General features: G+C 37.7%; 23 protein-coding genes. All 23 read left to right on the top strand.

Annotated features, from left to right (window positions below):
* Positions 1-73 precede the first annotated feature (73 nt).
* The 23 genes from nuoF (at position 74) to AC106S_RS07515 (ending at position 24870) form a co-directional block, all read left to right on the top strand.
* Positions 74-1432 carry an NADH-quinone oxidoreductase subunit NuoF gene (gene nuoF / locus AC106S_RS07625; protein WP_482438501.1) on the top strand — a complete coding sequence of 453 codons (1359 nt, stop codon included), beginning with the start codon at positions 74-76 and terminating at the stop codon, positions 1430-1432.
* 8 nt (positions 1433-1440) lie between these two features.
* Positions 1441-2322, top strand: a complete 882-nt coding sequence (locus tag AC106S_RS07620) for a hypothetical protein (RefSeq protein ID WP_482438500.1) — start codon at positions 1441-1443, stop codon at positions 2320-2322.
* Positions 2323-2366: 44 nt separating this feature from the next.
* Positions 2367-3368: an NADH-quinone oxidoreductase subunit G gene (locus AC106S_RS07615; protein ID WP_482438499.1), complete on the top strand. Its 1002-nt coding sequence runs from the start codon at positions 2367-2369 to the stop codon at positions 3366-3368.
* A gap of 77 nt (positions 3369-3445) precedes the next feature.
* Positions 3446-4507 (top strand): NADH-quinone oxidoreductase subunit NuoH, encoded by a 1062-nt coding sequence (gene nuoH / locus AC106S_RS07610; RefSeq protein WP_482438498.1) that lies wholly within the window; start codon positions 3446-3448, stop codon positions 4505-4507.
* Between the two features lie 86 nt (positions 4508-4593).
* Entirely contained in the window at positions 4594-4992 is a 399-nt protein-coding gene (locus AC106S_RS07605) for a four helix bundle protein (RefSeq protein ID WP_482438497.1), read from the top strand.
* A gap of 70 nt (positions 4993-5062) precedes the next feature.
* On the top strand, positions 5063-5620 hold the full coding sequence (locus AC106S_RS07600; protein WP_062702150.1) for a NuoI/complex I 23 kDa subunit family protein: 558 nt from the start codon (positions 5063-5065) through the stop codon (positions 5618-5620).
* A complete protein-coding gene (locus AC106S_RS07595) occupies positions 5620-6117 on the top strand; it encodes an NADH-quinone oxidoreductase subunit J family protein (RefSeq protein ID WP_482438496.1) in 498 nt (165 codons plus the stop codon). The genes AC106S_RS07600 and AC106S_RS07595 overlap by 1 nt, the downstream gene beginning before the upstream one ends.
* A 4-nt stretch (positions 6118-6121) precedes the next feature.
* The gene (nuoK, locus tag AC106S_RS07590) at positions 6122-6451 is read left to right on the top strand and encodes an NADH-quinone oxidoreductase subunit NuoK (protein WP_062702146.1); all 330 of its coding nucleotides are present in this window, start codon (positions 6122-6124) and stop codon (positions 6449-6451) included.
* Between the two features lie 3 nt (positions 6452-6454).
* Positions 6455-8368 carry an NADH-quinone oxidoreductase subunit L gene (gene nuoL / locus AC106S_RS07585; RefSeq protein ID WP_482438495.1) on the top strand — a complete coding sequence of 638 codons (1914 nt, stop codon included), beginning with the start codon at positions 6455-6457 and terminating at the stop codon, positions 8366-8368.
* Positions 8368-9861: a complex I subunit 4 family protein gene (locus tag AC106S_RS07580; RefSeq protein WP_482438494.1), complete on the top strand. Its 1494-nt coding sequence runs from the start codon at positions 8368-8370 to the stop codon at positions 9859-9861. The genes nuoL and AC106S_RS07580 overlap by 1 nt, the downstream gene beginning before the upstream one ends.
* 152 nt (positions 9862-10013) lie before the next feature.
* Complete coding sequence (locus AC106S_RS07575; RefSeq protein WP_482438493.1) at positions 10014-11399, top strand: NADH-quinone oxidoreductase subunit N; 1386 nt, start codon at positions 10014-10016, stop codon at positions 11397-11399.
* 334 nt (positions 11400-11733) lie between these two features.
* Complete coding sequence (locus AC106S_RS07570; RefSeq protein WP_482438492.1) at positions 11734-12810, top strand: hypothetical protein; 1077 nt, start codon at positions 11734-11736, stop codon at positions 12808-12810.
* A 38-nt stretch (positions 12811-12848) separates the two neighbouring features.
* Positions 12849-13352: a DUF4280 domain-containing protein gene (locus tag AC106S_RS07565; protein ID WP_482438491.1), complete on the top strand. Its 504-nt coding sequence runs from the start codon at positions 12849-12851 to the stop codon at positions 13350-13352.
* Positions 13353-13369: 17 nt separating this feature from the next.
* On the top strand, positions 13370-16600 hold the full coding sequence (locus AC106S_RS07560; protein WP_482438490.1) for a peptidoglycan DD-metalloendopeptidase family protein: 3231 nt from the start codon (positions 13370-13372) through the stop codon (positions 16598-16600).
* Positions 16597-17631, top strand: coding sequence for a hypothetical protein (locus AC106S_RS07555; protein ID WP_482438489.1), 1035 nt, complete (start codon positions 16597-16599; stop codon positions 17629-17631). Before AC106S_RS07560 ends, AC106S_RS07555 begins: the two co-directional genes overlap by 4 nt.
* A 1-nt stretch (position 17632) precedes the next feature.
* Positions 17633-18532 (top strand): hypothetical protein, encoded by a 900-nt coding sequence (locus AC106S_RS07550; RefSeq protein ID WP_482438488.1) that lies wholly within the window; start codon positions 17633-17635, stop codon positions 18530-18532.
* Between the two features lie 89 nt (positions 18533-18621).
* Positions 18622-18762, top strand: a complete 141-nt coding sequence (locus AC106S_RS07545; protein WP_482438487.1) for a hypothetical protein — start codon at positions 18622-18624, stop codon at positions 18760-18762.
* Positions 18743-19777: a hypothetical protein gene (locus AC106S_RS07540; protein ID WP_482438486.1), complete on the top strand. Its 1035-nt coding sequence runs from the start codon at positions 18743-18745 to the stop codon at positions 19775-19777. Before AC106S_RS07545 ends, AC106S_RS07540 begins: the two co-directional genes overlap by 20 nt.
* 8 nt (positions 19778-19785) lie before the next feature.
* Positions 19786-20838, top strand: coding sequence for a hypothetical protein (locus AC106S_RS07535; RefSeq protein WP_482438485.1), 1053 nt, complete (start codon positions 19786-19788; stop codon positions 20836-20838).
* A gap of 1 nt (position 20839) precedes the next feature.
* Positions 20840-21499, top strand: a complete 660-nt coding sequence (locus AC106S_RS07530) for a hypothetical protein (protein WP_482438484.1) — start codon at positions 20840-20842, stop codon at positions 21497-21499.
* Between the two features lie 136 nt (positions 21500-21635).
* Entirely contained in the window at positions 21636-22118 is a 483-nt protein-coding gene (locus AC106S_RS07525; RefSeq protein ID WP_482438483.1) for a hypothetical protein, read from the top strand.
* 60 nt (positions 22119-22178) lie between these two features.
* Positions 22179-22430 carry a hypothetical protein gene (locus tag AC106S_RS07520; protein ID WP_482438482.1) on the top strand — a complete coding sequence of 84 codons (252 nt, stop codon included), beginning with the start codon at positions 22179-22181 and terminating at the stop codon, positions 22428-22430.
* A 193-nt stretch (positions 22431-22623) separates the two neighbouring features.
* On the top strand, positions 22624-24870 hold the full coding sequence (locus AC106S_RS07515; protein WP_482438481.1) for a GAF domain-containing protein: 2247 nt from the start codon (positions 22624-22626) through the stop codon (positions 24868-24870).
* Positions 24871-24882 lie beyond the last annotated feature (12 nt).

Here is a 24882-nt window from a genome sequence, read left to right as displayed (position 1 = left end):
TTAAATTATTCACTTAACGTTTAATCATAATTAATGCAGAAAGCCGAAAGCAGACTGCAATAAGCCAATAACAATGAGTAAAAAACTTTTACTTAAAGACGCACATATAGAAGGCATCCGCTACTTTGAAACCTACCGTAAACAGGGAGGTTACACCGCAGCTGAAAAAGCCCTGAAAATGACCCCTGACGAAATTCTTGAAGAAGTAAAAGCTTCAGGACTGAGAGGACGTGGAGGCGCAGGATTCCCGACAGGGATGAAATGGAGCTTTCTGGCAAAACCGGAAGGCGTTCCGAGACACCTTGTGGTAAATGCGGATGAATCTGAACCCGGAACATTCAAAGACAGATACCTGATGGAATTCCTTCCTCATGTACTGATCGAAGGAATGCTGATTTCTTCATACTGCTTAGGTTCAAATGTTTCCTATATCTACATCCGTGGAGAATACTCATGGATTCCTGATATTCTGGAAGAAGCCATTGAAGAAGCCAAAGCCGCAGGATTTTTAGGTAAAAATATTTTAGGTACAGGATTCGATCTTGAAATTTATGTTCAGAGAGGAGGTGGAGCATACATCTGCGGAGAAGAAACCGCATTGCTTGAATCCCTTGAAGGAAAAAGAGGAAATCCAAGACTGAAACCGCCATTCCCGGCTGTAAAAGGACTTTGGGAAAGACCTACGGTGGTAAACAACGTAGAATCTATCGCGGCAGTCGTTCCCATCATTGAAATGACAGGAGCCGAATACGCTAAAATCGGGGTAGGAAGATCTACGGGTACAAAACTGATTTCTGCCTGTGGAAACATCAACAAACCTGGAGTGTATGAAATCGATATGACCATCACCGTAGAAGAATTCATTTATTCTGATGAATACTGCGGCGGTATTAAAGACGGTAAAAGATTAAAAGCCTGTATTCCGGGAGGAAGTTCCGTTCCGATTGTTCCGGCCAACTTACTGTTGAGAACCGTAAACGGAGAACCCAGATACATGAACTATGAATCCCTTGCAGATGGTGGTTTTGCTACCGGAACCATGATGGGTTCAGGAGGCTTCATCGTTTTGGATGAAGACCAGTGTATCGTGGAACACACCATGACTTTAGCAAGATTTTATAACCACGAAAGCTGCGGCCAGTGTACACCTTGCCGTGAAGGTACCGGGTGGATGTATAAAATCCTGAAAAAAATAGAAAACGGACAGGGAAAAATGGAAGATATCGATCTTCTTTGGGATATCCAGAGAAAAATTGAAGGAAACACGATCTGTCCGCTGGGTGATGCCGCAGCGTGGCCTGTTGCAGCAGCGATCCGCCACTTCAGAGATGAATTTGAATGGCACGTGAAAAACCCTGAGTTATCTCAGACTCAAAACTATGGATTGGCAAATTATGCCGACCCGATCCCGGCTGTTGAAAAAAATGCGTAGCTAAAAAAATGAAGAAGTTATTAGTTGTCGGCTTAATGATGTCGGGGTTTGCTTTTGGGCAGATTAAAAAGGATACATTAGACAAAGAATATAAACTGGAGGTAACTCCATATAAAGCTGAAAAGAAAGAAAAGCCTCTGCCATTGAGTAAAAAAGGTCAGGTTTTTATTTTCTACGGATGGAACAGAGGAGCTTTCAGCAATTCTGACATCCATTTTTCAGGAAACGGTTATGATTTTCAACTGAATAATGTGCAGGCAAGGGATAAGCCTACCAAATTCGGAATCGTTTATATCGATCCAAGCTGGTTTACTGTAACACAGTATAATTTCAGACTCGGATATTTTATAAAAGATGATCTGGCGCTTGTTTTAGGAATAGACCACATGAAATATGTAATGAAGCAGAATCAGACGGTTGATTTTTCAGGAACTATTTCAGATCCTAAATATGCAGGAATGGTACAGAACGGGCAGGTGGACTTATCAGACTCCCAGTTCCTGACTTTCGAGCATACGGACGGACTTAATTATGAGAATTTAGGTCTGGAAAAATATAAAAACCTGATTCATAAGAAAAATATAGATCTGGTATGGTCATATGGAGCAGGAATCGGGGTGATGTTTCCGAAAAGTAATATCAAGCTTTTTGGAAATGAAAGAAGCGACCGGTTTCATGTTGCAGGGATGGGAGCCGATTTAAGATCCAGCCTTAACCTGGTTTTCTGGAAAAACTGGATGATCAGAGCAGAAGCCAAAGCAGGATATATTAATATGTGGGATATTAAAACCACATTGAATAATAAACCTGATAAAGCAAGACAGGACTTTGTTTTCGGACAGGTTCTTGCGGGAGTAGGATATACATTTAACACGAAGAAGTATAATTAAAATAGAGCTTAACGCCCTAAAAGCATAAGCGAAAAGCATAGAATATGAGCGAAGAGGTTAAAAAATTCAAAATAACGATAGACGGACAGACCACCGAAGTACTGCCTGGAACTTCTATTCTGGAAGCGGCAAGACAGATCGGCGGAAAATCTGTACCTCCTGCAATGTGCTATTACAGCAAATTGGAAACCAGTGGAGGAAGATGCAGAACCTGCCTTGTGGAAGTTTCTAAAGGATCTGAAGCAGATCCCCGCCCGATGCCTAAATTGGTAGCCAGCTGCAGAACCAATGTAATGGACGGAATGGAAGTGAAAAACCTTACCTCCGAAAAGGCTCAGGAAGGAAGAAAAGCGGTAACCGAATTCCTATTGGTAAACCACCCGCTGGACTGCCCTATCTGTGACCAGGCCGGAGAATGCCACCTTCAGGATCTAGGATACGAGCATGGTGTAGAAAACACGAGAACCGAGTTCGAAAGAAATACCTATGAAGCTGACGATCTTGGCCCGAATATCAAATTGAATATGAACCGCTGTATCCTTTGCGCAAGATGTGTATTAGCCGCCAATCAACTGACAGGTCAAAGAGAACACGGAATCCTTTTCAGAGGAGATCACGCTGAAATTTCTACTTATTTAAATAAAGCTTTGGATAATGACTTCATCGGAAACGTTATCGACGTATGCCCGGTAGGAGCTTTAACTGACAGAACGGCCCGTTTTGCCAGCAGAGTATGGTTTACAAAACCAATGAATGCTTCATGTAAATGTGATAAGTGTTCCGGAAAAGCTGTGGTATGGATGAAAGGTGACGAAGTGGTAAGAGTTACCGCCAGAAAAGACCAGTGGGGAGAAGTGGAAGAATTTATCTGCGATACCTGCCGTTTCGAAAGAAAAGAACTGTCTGACTGGAACCTTGAAGGACCAAGACATATCGACAGACATTCGGTGATTTCACTGAACCACTATGAAAAGCCTAAAGACGAGCTGAGAGTTCTGGATAATCCGATGGCAAAAGAAATCAGCGAAAAAGACGAAAATTTATAAAAATTATAAATTTTAAATTATAAATTTTAAATGAATTCATTAATCTATAATTTAAAATCTAAAATCTAAAATTCAGAATGGATTTACTAACATTTAAACTTATACTTGTACTAGCGCTTTTCCTGCTGTCTCTTACGATAGCAGCCTACTCTACCTGGGCGGAAAGAAAAGTGGCCTCTATTATGCAGGATAGAATCGGTCCTAACAGAGCCGGACCTTTCGGATTGCTGCAGCCTCTTGCTGACGGTGGAAAATTCTTCTTTAAGGAAGACTTTACGCCTGCCAATGCAGAAAAATTCCTTTTCGTACTGGGACCTGCTTTAGTGATGTTTATTTCACTCATTACAGGAGCCGTTATTCCATGGGGTAAAAGTTTAAATATCGCCGGAACGTCCTTTGATCTTCAGGTGGCCAATATTGACGTGGGAGTTCTTTTCATCATCGGAATGGCTTCTATCGGGGTATACGGAATCATGATCGGAGGCTGGGCTTCCAACAACAAATACTCATTACTGGGTGCTATCCGTGCTTCTTCACAGATGATCTCTTATGAACTGGCAATGGGACTGGCCCTTCTTTCTATCATTATGATGACAGGAAGTTTAGATTTAAAAGAAATTACAGAAAGCCAGACAGGCGGAAAATTATGGGGAATTATTCCCTGGGGTTCCGGAATGAACTGGAATATTTTCTACCAGCCGATCGCTTTCCTCGTATTCTTTGTAGCTGCTCTGGCAGAAACCAACAGACACCCGTTCGATTTACCTGAATGTGAATCCGAGCTTGTTACAGGATATTCTACGGAATACTCTTCCATGAAACTGGGACTTTATATGTTCGGAGAATATGTGAACATGTTTATTTCCAATGCATTCATGGTTGTTCTTTTCTTCGGAGGTTACAATTATCCTGGAATTGAATGGGTAACGCAGAACTGGGGAGAAAATGCAGCCGGAATCCTGAGTATTGTTGCTTTCTTAACGAAAACAGTAATCGGAATCCTGATCTTTATGTGGATCAGATGGACGCTTCCGAGATTCAGATATGACCAGTTAATGCACTTAGGATGGAAAACATTAATCCCGATGGCATTAGTAAACCTATTAATTACAGGTGCTGTAATTTTAGCGTTCCAGTAAATTTGAGATTTGATGTTTGAAATTTGAGATTCAGCGAAATGACTTTAAATTAGTAATTTTAAGAGTAATAATTTCAAATATCAAATATGGCAACGATAAATAATTTTGAAGATTTAGAAATATGGCAGCAGTCAAGAAGTCTTTGCCAATTGATTCAGAAAGAATGTTTATTGAATCCCAAATTTCTAAACCATGATAAAAACCAGATTGACAGATCATCTGCATCAATTATGGACAATATAGCTGAAGGGTTTGAAAGAGAAGGTAATAAAGAATTGATAAACTTTCTTACCATGTCTAAAGGTTCTGCAGGAGAAGTTCGTTCTCAATTAATCAGAGCTTTTGACCGAGATTATTTAGACGAAGAAGTTTTTAATTTTTTAAAAAGCCAAACAATATCTTTGACTAAAAAACTGTCAGGATTTATCAGTTATCTGAAAATGACAGAACACAACGGAAATAAATTTAAAAGAAATAATAATTAATAATTAAGGGTTTGAGAGATAAAATTTTCAATACATTTCAAATCTCAAACTTCAAATTTCAAATTATATAATGAAATTAACTAACAGATCAAAAGTTGTTTCCAATAAAGAAATGACCCTTGCTGAAAAAATCTACCTTCCTGCCATCTTTACAGGAATGGGGATTACATTTAAGCATGCTGTAAGAACCGTGATAAAAGGTGCTCCCGCAGTATATTCCTATCCGGAAGTAAAGAAACCGAGAGCTTCCATCTGGAGAGGCCAGCACGTTCTGAAAAGAGACGAGGAAGGCAGAGAAAGATGTACAGCCTGTGGACTTTGTGCCGTAGCCTGTCCTGCAGAAGCCATCACTATGACTGCTGCAGAAAGAACAAAAGAAGAAAAAGATCTTTACAGAGAAGAGAAATATGCATCAGTATATGAAATCAATATGCTGAGATGTATTTTCTGCGGTATGTGTGAAGAAGCCTGTCCGAAATCTGCCATCTATCTTACCGACAGACTGGTGGATGTGGAAACCAACAGAGGTTCTTTCATTTACGGAAAAGATAAATTAGTGGAAAAAATAAATGAAAGGATTGACATCACGACAAGACAATCCGAGAAACAAAAAAATGCGGTAAAATAATGGATCAGTTTTTATTTTTCTTGGTGGCGTTTTTAGCAGTGGCAAGTGCGGTATACTTTGTGTTTGCAAGAAATCCTCTCTATGCTATTCTGTCATTAATTGTTACGATGTTTTCCATTGCAGGAATGTACATTCTTCTGAATGCCCAGTTCCTGGCAATCATTCAGATTATAGTATACGCAGGTGCCATCATGGTATTATTCCTTTATATCCTGATGATGCTTAACCTTAATAAACAAGACGAAAGTAAGAAGAACAATACTTTAAAGTTTGTTGGAGTTTTTACGGCAGGTCTTCTTTTAATAGGAGTTTTAGGAGTTTTCAGAGGAGTAAGTGACAACCATATCGTACTGGAAAATGTAGATAAGGGAGTTGGGCTTACAAAAAATCTGGGAAAACTTTTGTTTAATGAATATGTTTTACCGTTTGAACTTGCTTCTATCCTGATTTTGGCAGGTATTGTAGGTGCGGTATTAATCGGTAAAAAAGATTTATAAAATTATGGGAGAAGTAAATACATTTATACAAAGCATCCCTCTGAATTATTTCATCATTCTCTGTTCAGTATTATTCTGTCTGGGAGTGCTTGGAGTATTGCTGAGAAAAAATGCTATTGTTATTTTGGGCTGTGTAGAGCTTATGCTGAATTCTGTAAACCTTTTACTGGCTGCTTTTTCAGCGTATAAAGGAAACGGAGACGGACAGCTTTTAGTTTTCTTCATTATGGTAGTGGCTGCCGCGGAAGTAGCGGTAGGTCTTGCAATTATTGCTATGCTGTATAGAAATACCCGTTCTGTGGATGTAAGTATATTTAATAAATTAAGAGGATAAGGAATGGAAAATTTAGTGTATGCAATAGTACTTTTACCACTTTTAGGGTTTCTTATTAACGGTTTATTCGGAAAACATCTTCCCAAAATGGTGGTTGGATCTCTGGCAACAGCAGTGGTTTTCGGATCATTCTGTATTGCGGTGAGCCTTTTCATGAATTTCGATTCAGAAAGTCAGCCGGTTATTGTAAGAGCTTTTGAATGGTTCAGAGTAAACGGGGTTCAGATCAATTTCGGATTCCAGATCGACCAGCTTTCTTTAATGATGGTCATGATCATCACAGGTATCGGTTCCCTGATCCACTTATATTCTATCGGATATATGAGCCACGATAAAGGGTTCTATAAATTCTTTACTTATCTGAATCTTTTCATCTTCTCTATGTTACTTTTGGTAATGGGAAGCAACTACCTTATTCTTTTTATCGGATGGGAAGGTGTAGGTCTTTGCTCTTATTTACTGATCGGATTCTGGTATACCAACGAAGAATACGGTAAAGCGGCAAGAAAAGCTTTCATCATGAACAGAATCGGTGACCTTGCGTTACTGATCGGTATCTTTATGATCGCTTCTCAGACCAATGCTGTGGATTATCTTACGGTAGCACAGAACTCTTCTAATTTTGAATTGGACGGAACAGTAATTATCTTTATTACAGCGAGTTTATTCATCGGTGCAACCGGTAAGTCGGCTCAGGTTCCTTTATATACCTGGTTACCGGACGCGATGGCCGGACCAACTCCTGTATCAGCACTGATCCACGCGGCAACGATGGTTACAGCAGGGATCTATCTGGTAGTAAGATCTAACTTCTTATTTACATTAGCCCCTACGGTACAGGGAGGAATTTTATTCATCGGATTCTTAACGGCTGCTTTGGCCGGGTTCTACGCACTGCGTCAGAACGACATCAAAAAAGTATTGGCTTACTCTACCGTTTCACAGCTTGGATTCATGTTCATTGCTTTAGGTCTTGGAGCTTATACAACAGCGATGTTCCACGTAATGACACACGCGTTCTTTAAAGCTTTACTGTTCTTGGGAGCCGGTTCTGTGATCCATGCCATGAGCAACGAGCAGGATATGCGTTTCATGGGAGGTCTTAAAAAATATATTCCTCTTACCCATGCTACTTTCCTTATCGGAACATTAGCCATCTCTGGTTTCCCTTTATTATCGGGGATGATCTCTAAAGACGAAATCTTAGTCGCTGCTTTTGCTAAAAATCCAGTCTACTGGGTGATCCTGTTTGTTTTAGCGGCAATGACGGCAACTTATATGTTCAGACTGTATTATCTGACTTTCCACGGGGAATTCAGAGGTACTGAAGAACAGAAACACCATTTACACGAAAGCCCTTCCAATATGACCTTACCATTGATCGTATTGGCTATTCTTTCCGTAGTAGGAGGTTTCATCAACCTTCCGCACTTCATCGGCCACGGACATTATGCCAGACTGATGGAATGGCTGAAGCCGGTTCTTACCGAGCAAAGCTTCAAGCAGATGGAGGCTACCCTTTCAGGAGTACCTTTCAATACTGAAATGATCTTACTGGCAGCAACAGTCCTTATGTTCTTCTCCGTATGGTTTATCGTAAGAAATACCTACGTGAAAAAGAAAAAAATGGCTCTTGCCGAAGAAAGCTATACCGGATGGGAAAAGCTTTCTGCTAAAAAACTATATGTAGACGAACTTTACAATGCATTGATTGTAAAAACTGTTGAAGGATTAGGACGCGGAGGAAAGATGTTTGATAAAGGGATCTTAGACCGTTTTGTAGACTTCGTAGGCGAAGGCGCTGAAGACAGCGGAAAAGCAATGAAGCGTATCCAGAACGGAAATGTAGAGACTTATATCCTTATCATGTCTTTAGCTGTGGGAATTATACTGATTGTTAACTTTATATTACAATAATGTCTGGTTTATTATTAACATTATTACTATTACCTCTTGTAGGTTCGGGATTAGTTTTTGCCTGGAAGAATAAATCCAGCAAATATTTGGCGCTGGGCATTGCTCTTGTACAGATGCTGCTTACCTTCTATGCACTGTCGGATTTTGATTTTACACCGACGGTAGACAGCAAGCTGCAGTACGAAATCACATACCCGTGGTCTCAGTTCATTAAAAGTACCCTTCATTTCGGAATAGACGGAATGAGCATGCTGCTTCTGATACTGACGAACATTTTAACGCCGATCATTATTTTATCATCTTTCAACGAAAATGTAAGTTACAGAAATACATTCTATGGTCTGATCCTGCTGATGCAGTTCGGCCTTGTGGGAGTGTTCACTTCTTTAGACGGACTATTGTTCTACATTTTCTGGGAAGTAACCTTGATTCCAATCTGGTTTATTGCCGGACTTTGGGGCCAGGAAAATAAAAGATTTGAATTCACTACGAAATTCTTCGTTTATACATTCGTTGGGTCATTATTCATGCTGGCAGGATTGATCTATGTGTACAACCACTCTGCATCATTCGCTTTAACAGACCTGTATAATGCACAGCTTAACGAAACCCAGCAGACTGTGGTATTCTGGTTCATTTTCTTTGCATTTGCTGTGAAACTACCGGTATTTCCTTTCCACACCTGGCAGCCTGATACGTACACCTACTCTCCTACCCAGGGATCCATGCTTTTATCAGGGATCATGCTTAAAATGGCGGTGTATGGGGTAATGCGTTATCTGCTTCCGATCACCCCGGTTCCGATTGCTGGAATTTCAGGACAGATCGTGATTATTCTTGCTATTGTAGGAATTGTTCACGGAGCACTGATCGCGATTATCCAGACCGATATGAAGAGAATCATCGCGTATTCATCTTTCTCACACGTTGGATTGATGGTAGCAGGTATCTTTGCTTCAGCAGTGATTACTTTAAGGGGAACATTTAATATTGAAGGTGCTGAAGGTGCTCTGGTACAGACTTTTGCTCACGGTATCAACGTAGCGGGACTATTCTACTGCTGTGATATTTTATACAAGAGATTTAAATCGAGAGACATCAGACAGATGGGAGGGCTGGCGAAAGTAGCTCCTAAATTTGCGGTGTTATTCCTGATCATTATATTAGGTTCAATGGGAGTTCCGTTGACCAATGGATTCATCGGGGAATTTATCCTGTTAAAAGCAGTATATGATTTCAACGGATTGGCAGCGGTAATTGCCGGTCTTACGGTAATCCTTTGTGCTGTATACTTATTGAGATTCTACGGAAAAGCAATGTTCGGTGAAGGTAATGAAGCGGTTTTAAGCACAGCAAAAGATCTTTCCGGTGTAGAATTCTCTGTATTGGCAAGTTTAGCGGTTTTCGTGATCCTGTTGGGTATTTATCCTCAGCCGGTGATCGATATGGTGGGCAGTTCGGTGAAGTTTATCTACACAGCGATGGCTAACTAAAAAAATTAAAAGATTTAAAAATTAAAAAATAAGAGATTAGAGAGAATAAAGATAAAAGACGAAGAGATAAGAGACAGGAACTTTTGAAACTGAAACTTTTAACTCTGAACCCAAAACTTTAAACTTTAAATCTCACATCTCAAATCTATATTATGAGTGTTTTAATTATTGTTTTCCTAACGGCAGTTGTTGCGTTATTTTCAGGAGTTTTTGAACAGGGAAAATTCGCAAGATACATTGGGATTTTGGGATTGATCGTCGCATTGTACGTAAGTTTCATGCCAGAATGTGCTTTCTTTGAAAAGTACAGACATATGTATGAATACACGGCTAATACAGCGTTGTTCACTAAAATATCAATCGTAACCACCTTATTGTTATTCTTCCTCGGAGGTTTTGCATTCAGCAACCACAGAAGCCACCAGTCGGAATTATATGCCCTGATGCTGTTTGCATTATGTGGTGGAATCGTTCTTTTCGGATACCAGAACCTGGTAACGATGTTCTTAGGTGTTGAAATCCTTTCCATCCCGTTATATGTGATGGCCGGAGCCAACAAAACTGATTTAAGATCCAATGAAGCTTCAATCAAGTATTTCTTAATGGGTGCATTCGCAACAGGTTTCCTGCTTTTCGGAATTGCATTCATCTACGGAAGTGCCGGAAGCTTTGATTTATATAAGATCCATGAATTCGGAATGGCTCATACTACCGATGTTATGTTTATTTTAGGGGTATTACTCATCCTTTGTGCACTGGCATTTAAAGTAGCTTTAGCTCCTTTCCATATGTGGAGTCCTGATGTATACGCAGGTTCTCCTTCCCTGATTACGGCATTTATGGCGAGTGTGGTAAAAATTTCAGGATTCTTTGCCCTGTTCAGATTGATGACCATCGGTTTTGAAGGAGTTACCCAGGACTGGATCAATGTATTGGGAGTATTCCTGATCATTACCTTACTTCTGGCCAACGTGATGGGGCTTGCACAGACCAACGCAAAAAGAATGCTGGCTTATTCTTCTGTTTCCCACGCCGGATATATAGGATTGGTTTTCTTCGGAATGACCACCCTTTCTACCTATAACCTTGCATTTTACCTGTTTGCCTATTCGTTATCCACCGTAGGTGTTTTCATGTGCCTGATCTGGGTAGAAAAACTGAAGAGAGAAACGTCATTCGGAGCTTTCAAAGGTCTTGCTAAATCTGAACCTTTACTAGCAACAGCAGCAGCTATTTCTATGCTGTCTATGGCCGGAGTTCCTTTAACGGCAGGTTTCATGGGTAAATTTGCCCTGTTCTCCCAGGCAATGAATTCAAAGCACGGAGTTTTCTTGGTATTGGTAGCAGTTTTGGGTTCCGCCCTTTCTATTGCCTACTATCTGAGACTGATTATTGCCATGTTTTTCTTTAAAGATTCAACATTCAAGTCTTCAGAAAAAGTAACCGTTACTTATAATATTGTAGCAGCATTCGTTATTGTATCCATTATCCTTCTGGGAGTTTTCCCGGATCTGTTTGCAAAGCAGTTCGGATTATAAATGGATATTGAGTACATATAAAATACAAAACCTTTCAGGCAGCTGAGAGGTTTTTTTGTATCCATTAGTTTTTATCTTTGATTTGTTTTTTAAAGTGGAAGCCAAAAATTACTATTGGGTAAATAAATCAAAATAAAGAAAATGTCTACCCGCGTTAAGCAGGTCCAATGTATAAAATTACTCCCTGTTTTCAGGGATAATTGCTCTGTTAATAAACCTTTCATATGAGTTGGACGGTTTTTTTGTGTGATTTTTTATAAATTACATCGTAAGAAATAAATCCTGTTATATGGAACTATAACGGAGATTGATCAAACATTAAACACCTCATCACATGATTACCTACATGACGCTTCCGGGCGATACTTTAGAGAAGATTGCATCTGATCTGAAAGTAGAAAATCCGGTATATCTCAAGGAATTTCACAATACCTGTTGTGCCCTGCATGACAGACTAACCGAACCTGTACAGCTGCATGCCGGAATGCTTCTTCATATCCCGTTCGGAGATGATATTAAAAAACTCAACAGGAAGATCAGCGAAAACGGTGACAGCCTTTACTATCATCCGCCTTACGGAAAAATTCCTTTTAAGATCGCGTTGCTGGAAGGCAGTTATACAATCAGACATCAGAAATATCTGGACAGTACCCTGCTGAACAATTATTCATATGAGACCGAATTGAAATATCTGAAAAGTGAAAAAGATCAGCATTTTTTTACAGTAAAAATATTCGGTTCTATGAAAGACGGCCACGAATCAGACAGCAAGATTTCCAGTCTCGCCAAAGCCTGTGCAGCCATTATCTTTCCTTTGGAAATCAGGACTAATGAAACAGGAAAACTTATCAGTGCAGAATTTTGCCGGCCGGAAACAGCGGTTAAAAATGAACTCGAATTATTAAAAAAATACTTTACAGATCAATGGTCTGCCTCTTATATTGATCAGATGAAAAAGAAAGCAGAAGATAAGACAGGGATTCTTGAAAACATCCGTCATATGCTGCCTGTACACTTTCTCTTTGGCTCTTTCTACAAAGCAAAATATGGAGATTGGACAGACTCCGGGATATACCATGAGTTTTTTCCCTGGCTTACCAATGCTTCTCCCATCCGTTTCGAGCTGTACAACAGGATTTTACCCAAAGAACCGGATACACACGAAGTATTAAAGATTATCCAGAGAGGAACTTCCTGTGATTACAGAAACCTTGATCAGTTGTATGATACTCAAGATGAATATCATGAATCATTATCTCTCCATGAACATTCAGTGGTATGCCGTCATGAAGCGGAATACTCTATTAACCGGAATGATCTGGAAGTACAGAAAATTACGGGAAATTTTGAAATCCGGATCGGAAATGTAACTGAAAAAGAAGTATTTACACTGGAAAAGCAATTAAAATAATTTACTATCTTTGAAACAACACCAAAAAAACGCAAAATATGTCCGGACCCGCATCACCACATGACGGAAAACACTTCGTCATACAGAAAGGAAAGGCTCAATGTAACCAGGGAGACCAGTTTCCGCAATTTAAAGTAACCTCTCACCAGAAACATTACTGGAATAATGAAGAAGGCCAAACCGATTATCTGGCCGTAACCGAAGATGATCTTCAGTTCAATCCGCCGGGTCCAAGTTTCGGAAGATGCAAACTGAAACCTTCATCCGGAGGGTACCTTCCCTGCGCTTACGCTCCCGCAGGAAAATGGCAGAAAACTTATGAAAAAGTAAAGGTAATGAACAAAAGCTGTGTTACAGAAATCTCTGAACTTATGTGCTACACAGGCGGAAAGATCACCATTATGGAACATGGACAAACAGCAGCCATGACTCAGCAAAATGTAAAAAAAGCAGATCCCCAGGAACAGCATCATATCAATCCTTTCATCAATTTCAAGGAATTTCAGAAGGAAATGCTGGATACTGAACCAGATGCCTACTAATTAAAAACTTTTCGGCCATGTCTAAACAAGGAATTTATAAAATATCGGGAAATACCAAACCAAAGGTAGGAGAACGGGTTACTTATAAAATTGATGAATGGTATCCTGCCACTCCGCTGGAAAAAAGAAATCCGGCACTCGTTACCTGGCATCTTTTCAAAAGGGTAAACGGGAAATTTGTTCCCACCAATATCAGGAAAAAAGGAGTAAGCAGCTTTACCTTTAATACAACAGCTTACAAAGATACTTTCAGAATTGAAGCCTATCTTCATAATCCTGAAGGAAAAACTCCTATGGCTCTTGAGATACAACCCCAGCCCAGCGACGTTCCAAGAATCAATAAAGTTGAACTGAAATACATAGACGATACCCCCGGAACAGTGTTCAGCTTCACTGAAAAGCTGGTGGCAGAAGCCAAATGCATGAATCTGGAAGGCCAGTATCTGCAATTTACACTTTGGGAAGATGATGCCGCCAATTCAGGGCACAGCAACACCAACCTTTTAATAGACAGCAAAAAAGCAAAGGTGATAAACGGTGTGGCCAGAACCGAATTTCTACTCACCAAAGCGCTGATGAAAAAAGCTATGGAAGGCGAAACTGATCCCAAGCAGCTGGAGTTTTATGTTACTGTGGAGTATTACGCTCATAAAAAGCATGCGACGGATAACGTGAATGTCAGTACACCTGATGAGATCCGGATTTCACCAGGACAATCACAACAGCTGCCAGCTCAACCCCGTCCGCAACAACCACCGGTTCAGCCACAGCCGACTCCATTACCTGAGCCTCAAACAGCTCACGGACAAGCTAGTGCTATCCAGCCGCCAGCTTCTCCACCACCGGGAGCAATCTCTCCTACTACCATTAACGAACAGAGAACAGAAGATCTTCTTGACGCATATTTTGCTAAAAAAGAATATACAAAACTAACGGGAGAAGAAGACGGAACCCACACTTATACCTTCGGAGGAAGCAAACAGAATAATAAAACATCTACTGCCGAAGAGAAAAACAAAGTGGCCCGGACCATTATCAATAAAATTAAAGACAGCCTGAAAATCCAGAAAAAATATACCACACCTGAAATAATTACCGCTGCATTAACGGCTGACGCTTATGGCAAGGACACCACCAATGCGAAGACAGTTACCTTCAAGACCTTTAAATTAGGTCCCGAATTTAAAAGAGTGGACAATGCTCCACTCGAAGACAAACTGTATCTGGTTGCGAGAACAATGCTTCTTGATGGAAAGCAAGTTACAATTTCTATCAAAGAAAAAGACGGTGTCATCAAAGGTGCTGCAGGCGCAGTTCTCCCGGTCCTGGAAATAACTGAACAGCAGATGGAACAGAAAGCCCCAGCCGGACAGGTACCGGGAACCGAAAAAGCCGAATTTTCAGGAACTGTAAAAAACAATATGGTTAAAATACCAATCCATTTCCGTCCAAAATCTGACGACGAACTGAAACAGTGGAAAGAAAAAATCACCAAAGGAAAAGAAGACGGAACGTATACCTATACATTCGGAAGCAACACCAACATTGCGGATCAAGCTAAAAAGAAATCCATTGCCCAGATTATCCTCGACAATGCCAAAAAAGGCAACTCTAAAAATCCTAAAATAGAAAACGGTAAAACTTCCAGTGTAGAAGAAATAGAAAAAGTTTTAGAAATAAAAAATTATGAAGCCGGAAAAACGATTACTTTTAAATTACTGAAAAAAGTTCCGGAACTGTTGTATCTTCACGCCAAAGCGCAGGGAGAGAAGCAACATGATAAGGAGTTTCTGAATAAGGAGGGGGCGTATTTTCAGATAGGTGGAGGAAAATGTCCTAGATGTGAAGCAGAGATTACACTGAAACAGATAGAAGATCTTTTTGGAGTTCATGCAGCCTCTACTACTTATCGTGAAGAGGTAGCAAAATACCTCAACCAGTATATCCAACAGAGAAAAAATACAGACCAACCTATCCATTTGGATACATGCTTACGGAAAGCTCATTTCTTTGCCCAAGTCGGAGCTGAAACATTAGGAATTAATACAGACTGGATTGTTGAAACTGATATCAATCCATACACTCCAACGAACATTCGGAATACAGGTGTATTTGGGGATAGAAGTGGCAAGTTAGAAAGGAGAGGGCAAATTGAACAGTTTTGTGCCCAAAGACCGCAAATAAAATTGTTAAATTTCCTATATGCTCTTGAAAATGGAAAAGGTAACGGAAATGGAAACGAGGCAAGTGGAGATGGATATAAATTTAGGGGCAGAGGACTGAAGCAGTTAACAGGAAGAGGAAACTACCGAAAAGCATCCCTTAAACTTAAAGAAATATTCCCGGAAGATTATATTGATTTAGAAGCCAATCCTGATAAAGTAAAAGAAGTAAAATATGCGGTTCTTTCGGCACTCGCTTATTGGGAAAACAATAAAGTCTGGAAAGTAGCAGACGAAATAAAAAAGTCTGATGATAATAGTATTCAAAAGATTAGAGGGGAGGTAAATGGAGGCATTGCTGGATGGAAAGATGCAAAAAAATATTTCGAAAAAGGGATACAAGTATTTAAGGTTAATGAGTGTAGTCCTGTAGAAAAGGCTCCTTCAGACGGTAAATGGCATGATCCTGTCGATAATCCTCAATTATGCTTATATTCACAAGGTGGAGAATCAAAAAAACCATGGCATGGTTCTTTTGGTCCTACTATTAGAGATGGTGTAAATAAACATACAGGAATGGATTTATTTGCAAAACCAGGAGCAGAGGTATACGCTTGTGTAAAAAGTAAAGTAGTAAGAAGTGAAATTAACAGCTCAATGTTTGGTCAGATGATAGTTCTTCAAGTTATTGATGAAGGTGTAGACGTTATAAAATCAAGAAGGAAAAATCCTTTTGCTTTAAAGTATGCTCACAAATCAGAAATTGAATCACAGAACTTTGATCATAATGGCCCATTTTATCTTGTATATGCCCATTTAAAAGAAAGGAAAGTAAATGTAGGTGATACTGTTGATGCTGGTAAAGTCATTGGCTTAACAGGGACATCGGGTAATAATGGTGTTCCGTTTTCAACAAAAAACCCACATTTACATTTTGAAATAATGAATGTGGAAAGACAGTCAGGATTAAATAAAAAATGTAATCCTGGCGTATATTTAACCTATAAAGACGAAGATAGTTTAACACCATCTGATATTGCTGAGCAGGAAGATGCAAGAAAAAATTCAAAATTCTGGAAACAATGAGATTGACTTATTTAACTTTTCTATTTGCTTTTTTTGGTTTATTATTAAATTGCAATAACACCAAATTAAAAGAATCCGAGCCGCAAAAGGCTGTAAAACAAACTGAAATTAAAGAAATTTTCAGTTTAGTAAAACCAAACAACAAACCTGAAGAACCATTGTATACAACTTTATATAACGGTTATTCTATTTCAATACAATCAAACACCTCCAATCAGGAACTTATCTTTAAAAAGGGGAATATTGAAACGAGAAAAACATTGAAATTTTATTATGAAAATCCCGAAATTGTTTTTCATCTTTATAAGTCTAATCTTGACGATATTGTTCTCTTAATTGAAGGTAGAGATTACTATGGTAGTAATTTAGGAGTATATTACATCGAAAACAAAACAAATAAAATCATTGAAATAGATGATACACTCAACTATACTCAAGATAATCCGGAAACCAAAGGATTTAAATTACCCAAAGCAGAAATCATAAAAAAAGATGATGAATTAAAATGTGCAATTTATCTAGGAAATAAATTCTTATATAATAAAAACTATGATATTTCTACTCTGGGAAATGATAGCTCTTCTAAAAAAGATGCAGTACCTAACACCGATTATAATACTAACACAACCCCTTCGGATTTAAAAGGAATGTGGGCTGTAATTTGTCAGAATGAATTAACAGTACTTAAAATTAATAAAAACGAGGGCTTTTTATCCCTCTATGATTTCAATGCTATTTACATCAATCTAAAGGTTGAAAAGGTATCCAATAAAAATGAATATCTTCTAAAATATGCAGGTTTGGCCTCTCAGCAAGATTACTATAAGGAGAATTTGAAAATTGTAGATGAAGAAATCTCAAAAGATAAAGTAATTGGAAAACTGATTCTACAAAAAAATGGAAAGGCTGAACTGCAATGGATTGGCCTATATAATATGAAAAAACAAAAACTGGAGTTTGTGGGTAACGATTTTCTCCTCATAAAAGAAAACGGCGGTAAACTCCCGTTAATTCTTGAACCATGTCACTAAAATGATAAAAGCACAGATATTTTTTATAATCGGATTTTTATGGTTATCCTTCAATAAGAATGAAAAAACATTTCCATCTGATTTAGAAGGCGAATGGACTGTGGACTGTAAATCTGAAACCCTCCCAACTCAAAAAAAAATATCGCAGAATATACCCCAAAATGATAAAATTATAGAAGATTATACCATAAATAATGTAGATAAAACTGCTATAGAAGACCGGATAGAAGATCCGAATAACATAAATCGTTTAAAAAATTTATTATCAAAGGCTTTTGACAGAGAAGTGGAGCGACCATATATGTGGGATATTTTCACTTCATCCAATGATACTTTATTACAGTTTCATCGTTATAAAAATTTTATGATAAATAATACTTTATTTAAGTCATATTACATAACTATTCATTATGAAGATGCTAAATACCAATGTATATTGCTTGTTAATGAAGCCTTAGACAATATCTATAACAGTATGATTATATATGAAGACCTCATTTCTGAAGAGAAATATCAACGGATTACCAGAATTTTGGGTAATAAAGTAATATTGGAATTTACCCGAGAAAAAATTTCAAAAAACTTAGAATTTCAAGTTAATAATGGGCTGTTTTTAGATTACTTTGATACTCAAAACATAGATAGACAATGGGGAAATAAAAAAGTAATTCATTCTAACACTGTATATGAATATCAATTAAAAGGTAAAACAAATGGCCATTTAAAAAATGGTTATTGGATTGAAAAAAGATATTCAACAGATTATGGTAAAACGGTAATTGAAGATGGTAATTACATTAATGGAATAAAAAATGGAGAATGGAATTATTCTCCTGATGGCCCTGTAGATAAAATTGTTTTTTTTAAAGATGGTAAATTGGTAAAAACATCTTATCCCTAGAAAGTAATGTATTTTTATAATTGATATTCTAATCTTATTCTCCTGTAAAAATACACGGGAATATAAATCTGGAATAGTAGCATTTTAAAATGATAATTGGCATTTATAAAGTTCATATTGAAGCATGTGCCAACGGAGCCGACTTAGTAACCTTCTTTGGAAAAGACAGATTACAACCAGAAGATTATATGAAAACAAAATTTGATACCAATGGGAATGCAATTAAGTAAAATATTATATACAATCGGAATATTATTGTTATTGTCCTGCAAAGGAACAGCGCAAGATAATATTCAATCAACACTAAATGATCAAAGCGTCAAATCCATTGATAAACAGATTAATTTTTTCAATAAAAAGTATTTTACTGGATATCACTTAGCGATAGACGAGTCAAACCTATCTGATCATCCTTACTTCAGTTACTTAGATTGCAAAAATGAAGGATACTTCAGTGTTCATTTTATTCCTAAGGAAAAAAAATTACAACTATTCTGGTCAGAAGACTATTATGAAAACACAGATTTTAATACTTATGAATTTGAAAGAGACAATAAAAAAATTGAGTCTCTGATAAAAAATAATTTAGAGGCTTATAACATTTTCTCTTATTTTGTGAAAAAGGAATATCTAAGCTCTAATAATGATTGTACATTAGAAAACATATGGTTGAATAAAAATACCGTTGCTGAAATATATCTGTATAACTCAAAAAGTAAAAAATGGGATTTGGTAAAAAAGGAATCATCTGAAATCTTACCTCCGTATGCTGACAATAAATTCTTTATTTCACATTTTTCCAATTTATTTCCACAACAAAATCAACTCAATAAGAATGAAAAAACATTTCCATCTGATTTAGAAGGCGAATGGGCCGTGGACTGTAAAAACGGACTAACAACCTTCAGTATAGGTAAAGAAGAAAATATTATATCATTGTATGGAAACTCAATATTTATTAATGTACTCGTGGAGAAGGTATCTGATAGTGAATATATGTTAAAATTCAAAAATATAGCGACACAGGAAGATTGGGTTGAAGAATCTCTGAAAATAAGTGAATCAGACATCTCAAAAGATAAAATAATCGGTAGATTCTTTTTAAAAAAAGATGGTAATGTAGAACTGCATTGGAACGGTCTATACAATATGAAAAAGAAAAATACAATATATGGTGATAAAGATTTCTCACTAATTAGAGAAAGTGGTGGTAAAAATCCGATTTTATTAAAAAAATGTTCATAGTCACTAAAATGATAAAGAAACAAATATTTTTTATAATTACCATTCTATGCCTATTCTCCTGTAAAAAAGAAGAGCATAAAATAGATACTAAAAAGATCATCCCTGTTTCCAATATTTATTCAGAAATTAAAGTTGAAAAGGTTAAAATAAAAGAAGACTCAAAAAATATTCTCTATGAATTAAAGACCTCAGAGATAGGGAAAATTTTTCTAAACTTAGATTCAGAAAAGGAAACTTCAATTTTAGAGATTGATAATCAAAAAATTACTACTGATCTTAATTTTACCTATGACATCACCGCTAAAGATGCTATTGATGAAATTAAGCTTCTCGCCAATGATAAAAATAATCTCATTTTTTTATTTCCGTCAATTACTGAAGAGTATTTAACATTTCAGATATTAAAATATGATCAATTAAAGAAAACGTTTTCTGAGAGCCATTTTTATTTTGAAACCCATGATGATATCCATCAATTATATGTGGACTCTAAAGCTACTTTATCAGAACAAAATAATTCATATTTATTAAAAATTGGTTCTTATCAGTTCAAGGGGAACTTTCAACCTATAAATAATATTACACAGAAAAATAGTTCAGCTCACTTAATAAACTCAAACAAAAACAGGGATAAAGCGACTCTTGAAGAAAAAACATATCTTTCGGACCTAAAAGGAACATGGGCTGTAATTTGTCAGAATGAATTAACAATACTTGAGATCAATAAAAACGAAGGTTATTTGTCACTATATGATTTCAATGCTATTTACATCAACCTAAAAGTAGAAAGATCCTCCAATAAAAATGAATATCTTCTAAAATATGCAGGTTTGGCCTCTCAGCAAGATTATTATAAGGAGAATTTGAAAATCGTAGATGGAGAAATCTCAAAAGATAAAGTAATTGGAAAACTGATTCTACAAAAAAATGGAAAGGCTGAACTGCAATGGATTGGCCTATATAATATGAAAAAACAAAAACTGGAGTTTGTGGGTAACGATTTTCTCCTCATAAAAGAAAACGGCGGTAAACTCCCGTTAATTCTTGAACCATGTCACTAAAATGATAAAAGCACAGATATTTTTTATAACCGGAATTCTATGCTTATTCTCCTGCAAAGAAACAAAGCAGCAAACCTATCAGCCCTCATCAGGTTCTGACCGTATAAAGCCCACCGGCAATACCTCCCCGGAAAAAAATAAGGTTTCTAAGGTAGATATTCATCAATCTGAAAACCAGAATAATTCCTATTTCATTTACGAAAAATGGAATACAGCAGACAACGCAGAAGGAACCTATCAGAAAACAGGATTAACGGTACAGTTAAAAAGTTATTTGAACGAATCTGAAAACATCGGTGGAAAAAAACTGTATATTAACAGCCGGGAAACCGATTTTATTGTATCTGATGCTTATGTCTTCACTCCTTTTCTTTTTACTGACGGCCCTGAAAGCATACTTTTACTTCAGGAAGAAGACGAATCCGGCATCTATGGATACAGACTCTACTATTTCGACAACGAAAAACTGGTAAAAAAAACCATTCTAAACATCGCACCTATTGAAGATACCATGGAAATCAATAAATTTATTACATTTAAAAACGGAAAACAAAACATCATCCCTGTTATTCTCACCGGTCAGTATTATGATACGGAACTGTATACAATGAAGCCATCTTCCGGATACCGTTTCATCATCCGTAAAACATCGTTCAGATAAAAAACAGAATATGTCCTCTATTTTTTAACAGAAATATGACTGAAGTAAAAATACTGATAACTATAATGGAGGAACAGGAAAATTAGATGTTCGGAAACACAATAAAACCTCTTATCTTTAATCTTTTTAAAACCCAATGAAAATCTACCGTATTCTGATCTTCACAGCAGCAGTTTTATTTAATTTTTCATGTGAAAAGAAAAGGGAGACAGCAGTTTCAGTACCAGCGTCACCTGCAGTTGAAAAAACTCAGCCTGCTCAAAAGAAAGCTCCTGCTCAACAAGAAAAAACATTCAGATCATGCGAAGAACTGATCACAGCTTTGGTAAAATCCAGCAATGTTTCTTCGCTGAAAACGTTTAAAGATGTTAACATCAGAATAGAAGAAGTAACTTCAGAAAAAATCATTATTGAGCTGTATGTCACCAATGATACCTCCGAAGATGCCTCTGTAAAAAAAATGACCGATCACGCTGTGGGCTGGCTGGAATTTTTCCCTGCTACAAAAAAGCTTCAGGACATTACCTTCGATCCGGAAGAACCGGAAATTCTGAAATATGACACCACCCTTCCGGACAAGGCAGATATAACAGAATTATGTGGTATTACGGCAAAATAACACCTTACTTATGGCAGGCCTGTCCCGGAAATTCACTACATTTGAGAAGCTGATCATCTTATGAAAAAAATACTTATCACATTATTCATCTCCATATCGGTAGCCGCTTTTGTTCTTTTTCTAAAAAAGGATCCGGCAGAAAATAATGGCCCGGGTATACTTTTGTTACCCTGTATGGTGATGCTATCCATTCCTGTGATGAAATTTCTGTTTCCCGTCACCAAAGAATTAAAGATCGGAACCGCAGACTTTTATCCCAATCTTTTGCATAAAACTGTTGATTTTTTTAAAAAGAAAAGAAGAAACAGATAATGTTTTTATCCTTTCAGGAATTTTTTTAATGGTATTAAGCGAAACTGGTTCAAAACTTCATTTTTAGCCAATACCATCCGGTTGGGAAGTTCTGTTTTTTTCATAACTTTACTCTAAATTTCAGCTTTTGGCCAATCTTTACAAAAAAGACTCACCCTTTCAGGTTTACATTTCATTCAAAAAATATTTGGATGTGCTGGAACATATCCGGTACAACGACCGCCTGGAATACCGGGTCAATTACGCTGAATCTCTGATCGACAGTACCAAAAATTTTCAGGAACTGAGAGACGGATTCCAGGACGTTTCCCTTCTGGACAAACATGAAGACCTCATCAGGATGCTTCTTGCGGACCTCTTCCCTACCGGGCTTACCCATAACGAAATTAAGGCGGCCAGTATTCCGCTTTCCAATATTACATTCAATTACACCGAAAGATTTAAAAGCATCCTTAAAGATGCAGGTAAGGATTTTGAAATAGAGCTCAGAAATATTGATGACAACGAGTTTTATGTATTCTGCTGCTGCCTGATCCTTCAGACCTATTTCAACAGAGACATCAAAAGTTCAATCCCGTTTTACTATGATATCCCGAATAAACAGGGAATCATGAAACATTATAAAATTACGGTCAATTCAGATTTTACGGAAATATATCCCACAGAAAAGGCAAAAATTCCTGAAGATGATGTTCTTGATATGCTGCTGGAAAATCTCGATGATTTTAAACTCTGGAAAAGATATTTCCCTTCACAGTCGTGGATTTTGAAAGGATTTGCCATTATCTCGCTGGTAGACTGTACTTCGGAAGTGGCATTATCCGATCTCAAATCAAGCATGATAGAAATCGATCCTGAAGATCTGAACCCGGACGAAAACCTCACGGAAATTTTCAAATCATACTTTGATGTGGCAGACCTTAGCTTCGGACTGATGCTTTTCGACCAGAAAGGCCGGAAACTGGAAAAACTACCGATCTACGAAAGTCTTTTCAGCAACCATATTCTTGATTTCTGGATCAATGCCTTTGATGAAGAAACACGCATCAGCACCTTCAACAATTTAAGCCATAATTCAAAACCGATTGTCGTCTCCAATGTCAACAATCTGGATGAAAATATAAAATCACTTCCTTCATTCAGTATTTTAAAGGATAACAATATCAACAGCTTTATGGTGATCCCCATCATGAAAGACAATGAACTGCTGGCTATCATGGAATTTACGTCCCATCATGCCAACAGCTTCAATGGTCTGAAGCTGAAAAAAATGGAATTTTTTACCGATATGATCCTCTTCTCCCTCACCCGGTTCAGTTTTGAAAAAAATTACCAGATAGAAGCCATTATTCAGCGTGAATATACTTCCATCCACAACAGTGTGGTGTGGAAATTCCGGAACGAAGCGGAAAAGTATTTCAATGCTTATCTGGCAAAAAAGATGTACACCCTGAAGCAGATCTCTTTTAAAAATCTCACTCCGCTGTTTGGGTTTTCAGATATCCGTTCTTCTTCAGACAAACGTTTTAACCTGATGCTGGAAGACCTCAACCAGCAGATTGAGGCCCTTCATGATATTTTCACCCTGATCAACTCCGATTCGGAGAAATACCTGCTGGCATTGGACGTTTTTGAAAATGAGCTGAACAATGAGATCAAAGCCGATACGGAACAGCGGTTCCAAAGAATTCTGAGAGAAGAAATTCATCCTTATCTGCAGGGGAAACTGGAAGTAAAAGTCACCGGAGAAGCAAAGGCTAAAATCAAAGATTATTTCTCAATGGTATTTCCCCAGACCGATCTCTTTTACGCCAACAGAAAAAGTCTGGACGATTCCATCACCCTTCTCAACAGGAAACTGGCAGATATGCTGGATGAAAGCCAGATTAAAGCGCAGCAGATCTTTCCTCATTACTATGAAAGATTCAAGTCGGATGGTGTAGAACATAACCTTTACATCGGGCAAACGATTGCTCCGGATCTTCATTATTCCTCCAAAGTCGTTCACAAATTAAGATACTGGCAGCTGAAAACCATCTGCAATATGGAACGCGAATTCCAGACCTTCAAAAAGGATCTTCCGATCCGGCTGGATATTGCTTCCCTGATCTTTGTATACAACGAAAAAATAGACATCCGTTTCAGAATGGATGAAAAACGCTTTGATGTAGACGGTGCCTACAATTCCTATTATGAAATTGTTAAAAAACGTCTCGACAAATCCCATATAAAAGACTCCACAGAAAGGATCACCTGTCCAGGAAAGATTACCATCGTCTATTTCGGTATGGAAAACCAGAAAGAATACCTGGAATACATTACCAAACTTCAGAAAAAAGGAATTCTGCAGCATGACGTGGAATTCCTGAAAGTAGAGGATCTCCAGGGAATCACAGGACTGCTGGCCCTGAGGGTTTCACTGGCGGTTGATGAATCATAACCTTTTGCAATT

It is taken from the genome of Chryseobacterium sp. FR054 (assembly GCF_056844565.1).
The sequence above is the reverse complement of the archived record's forward strand: the minus strand, read 5'-3'. Positions and strand labels throughout refer to the sequence as shown.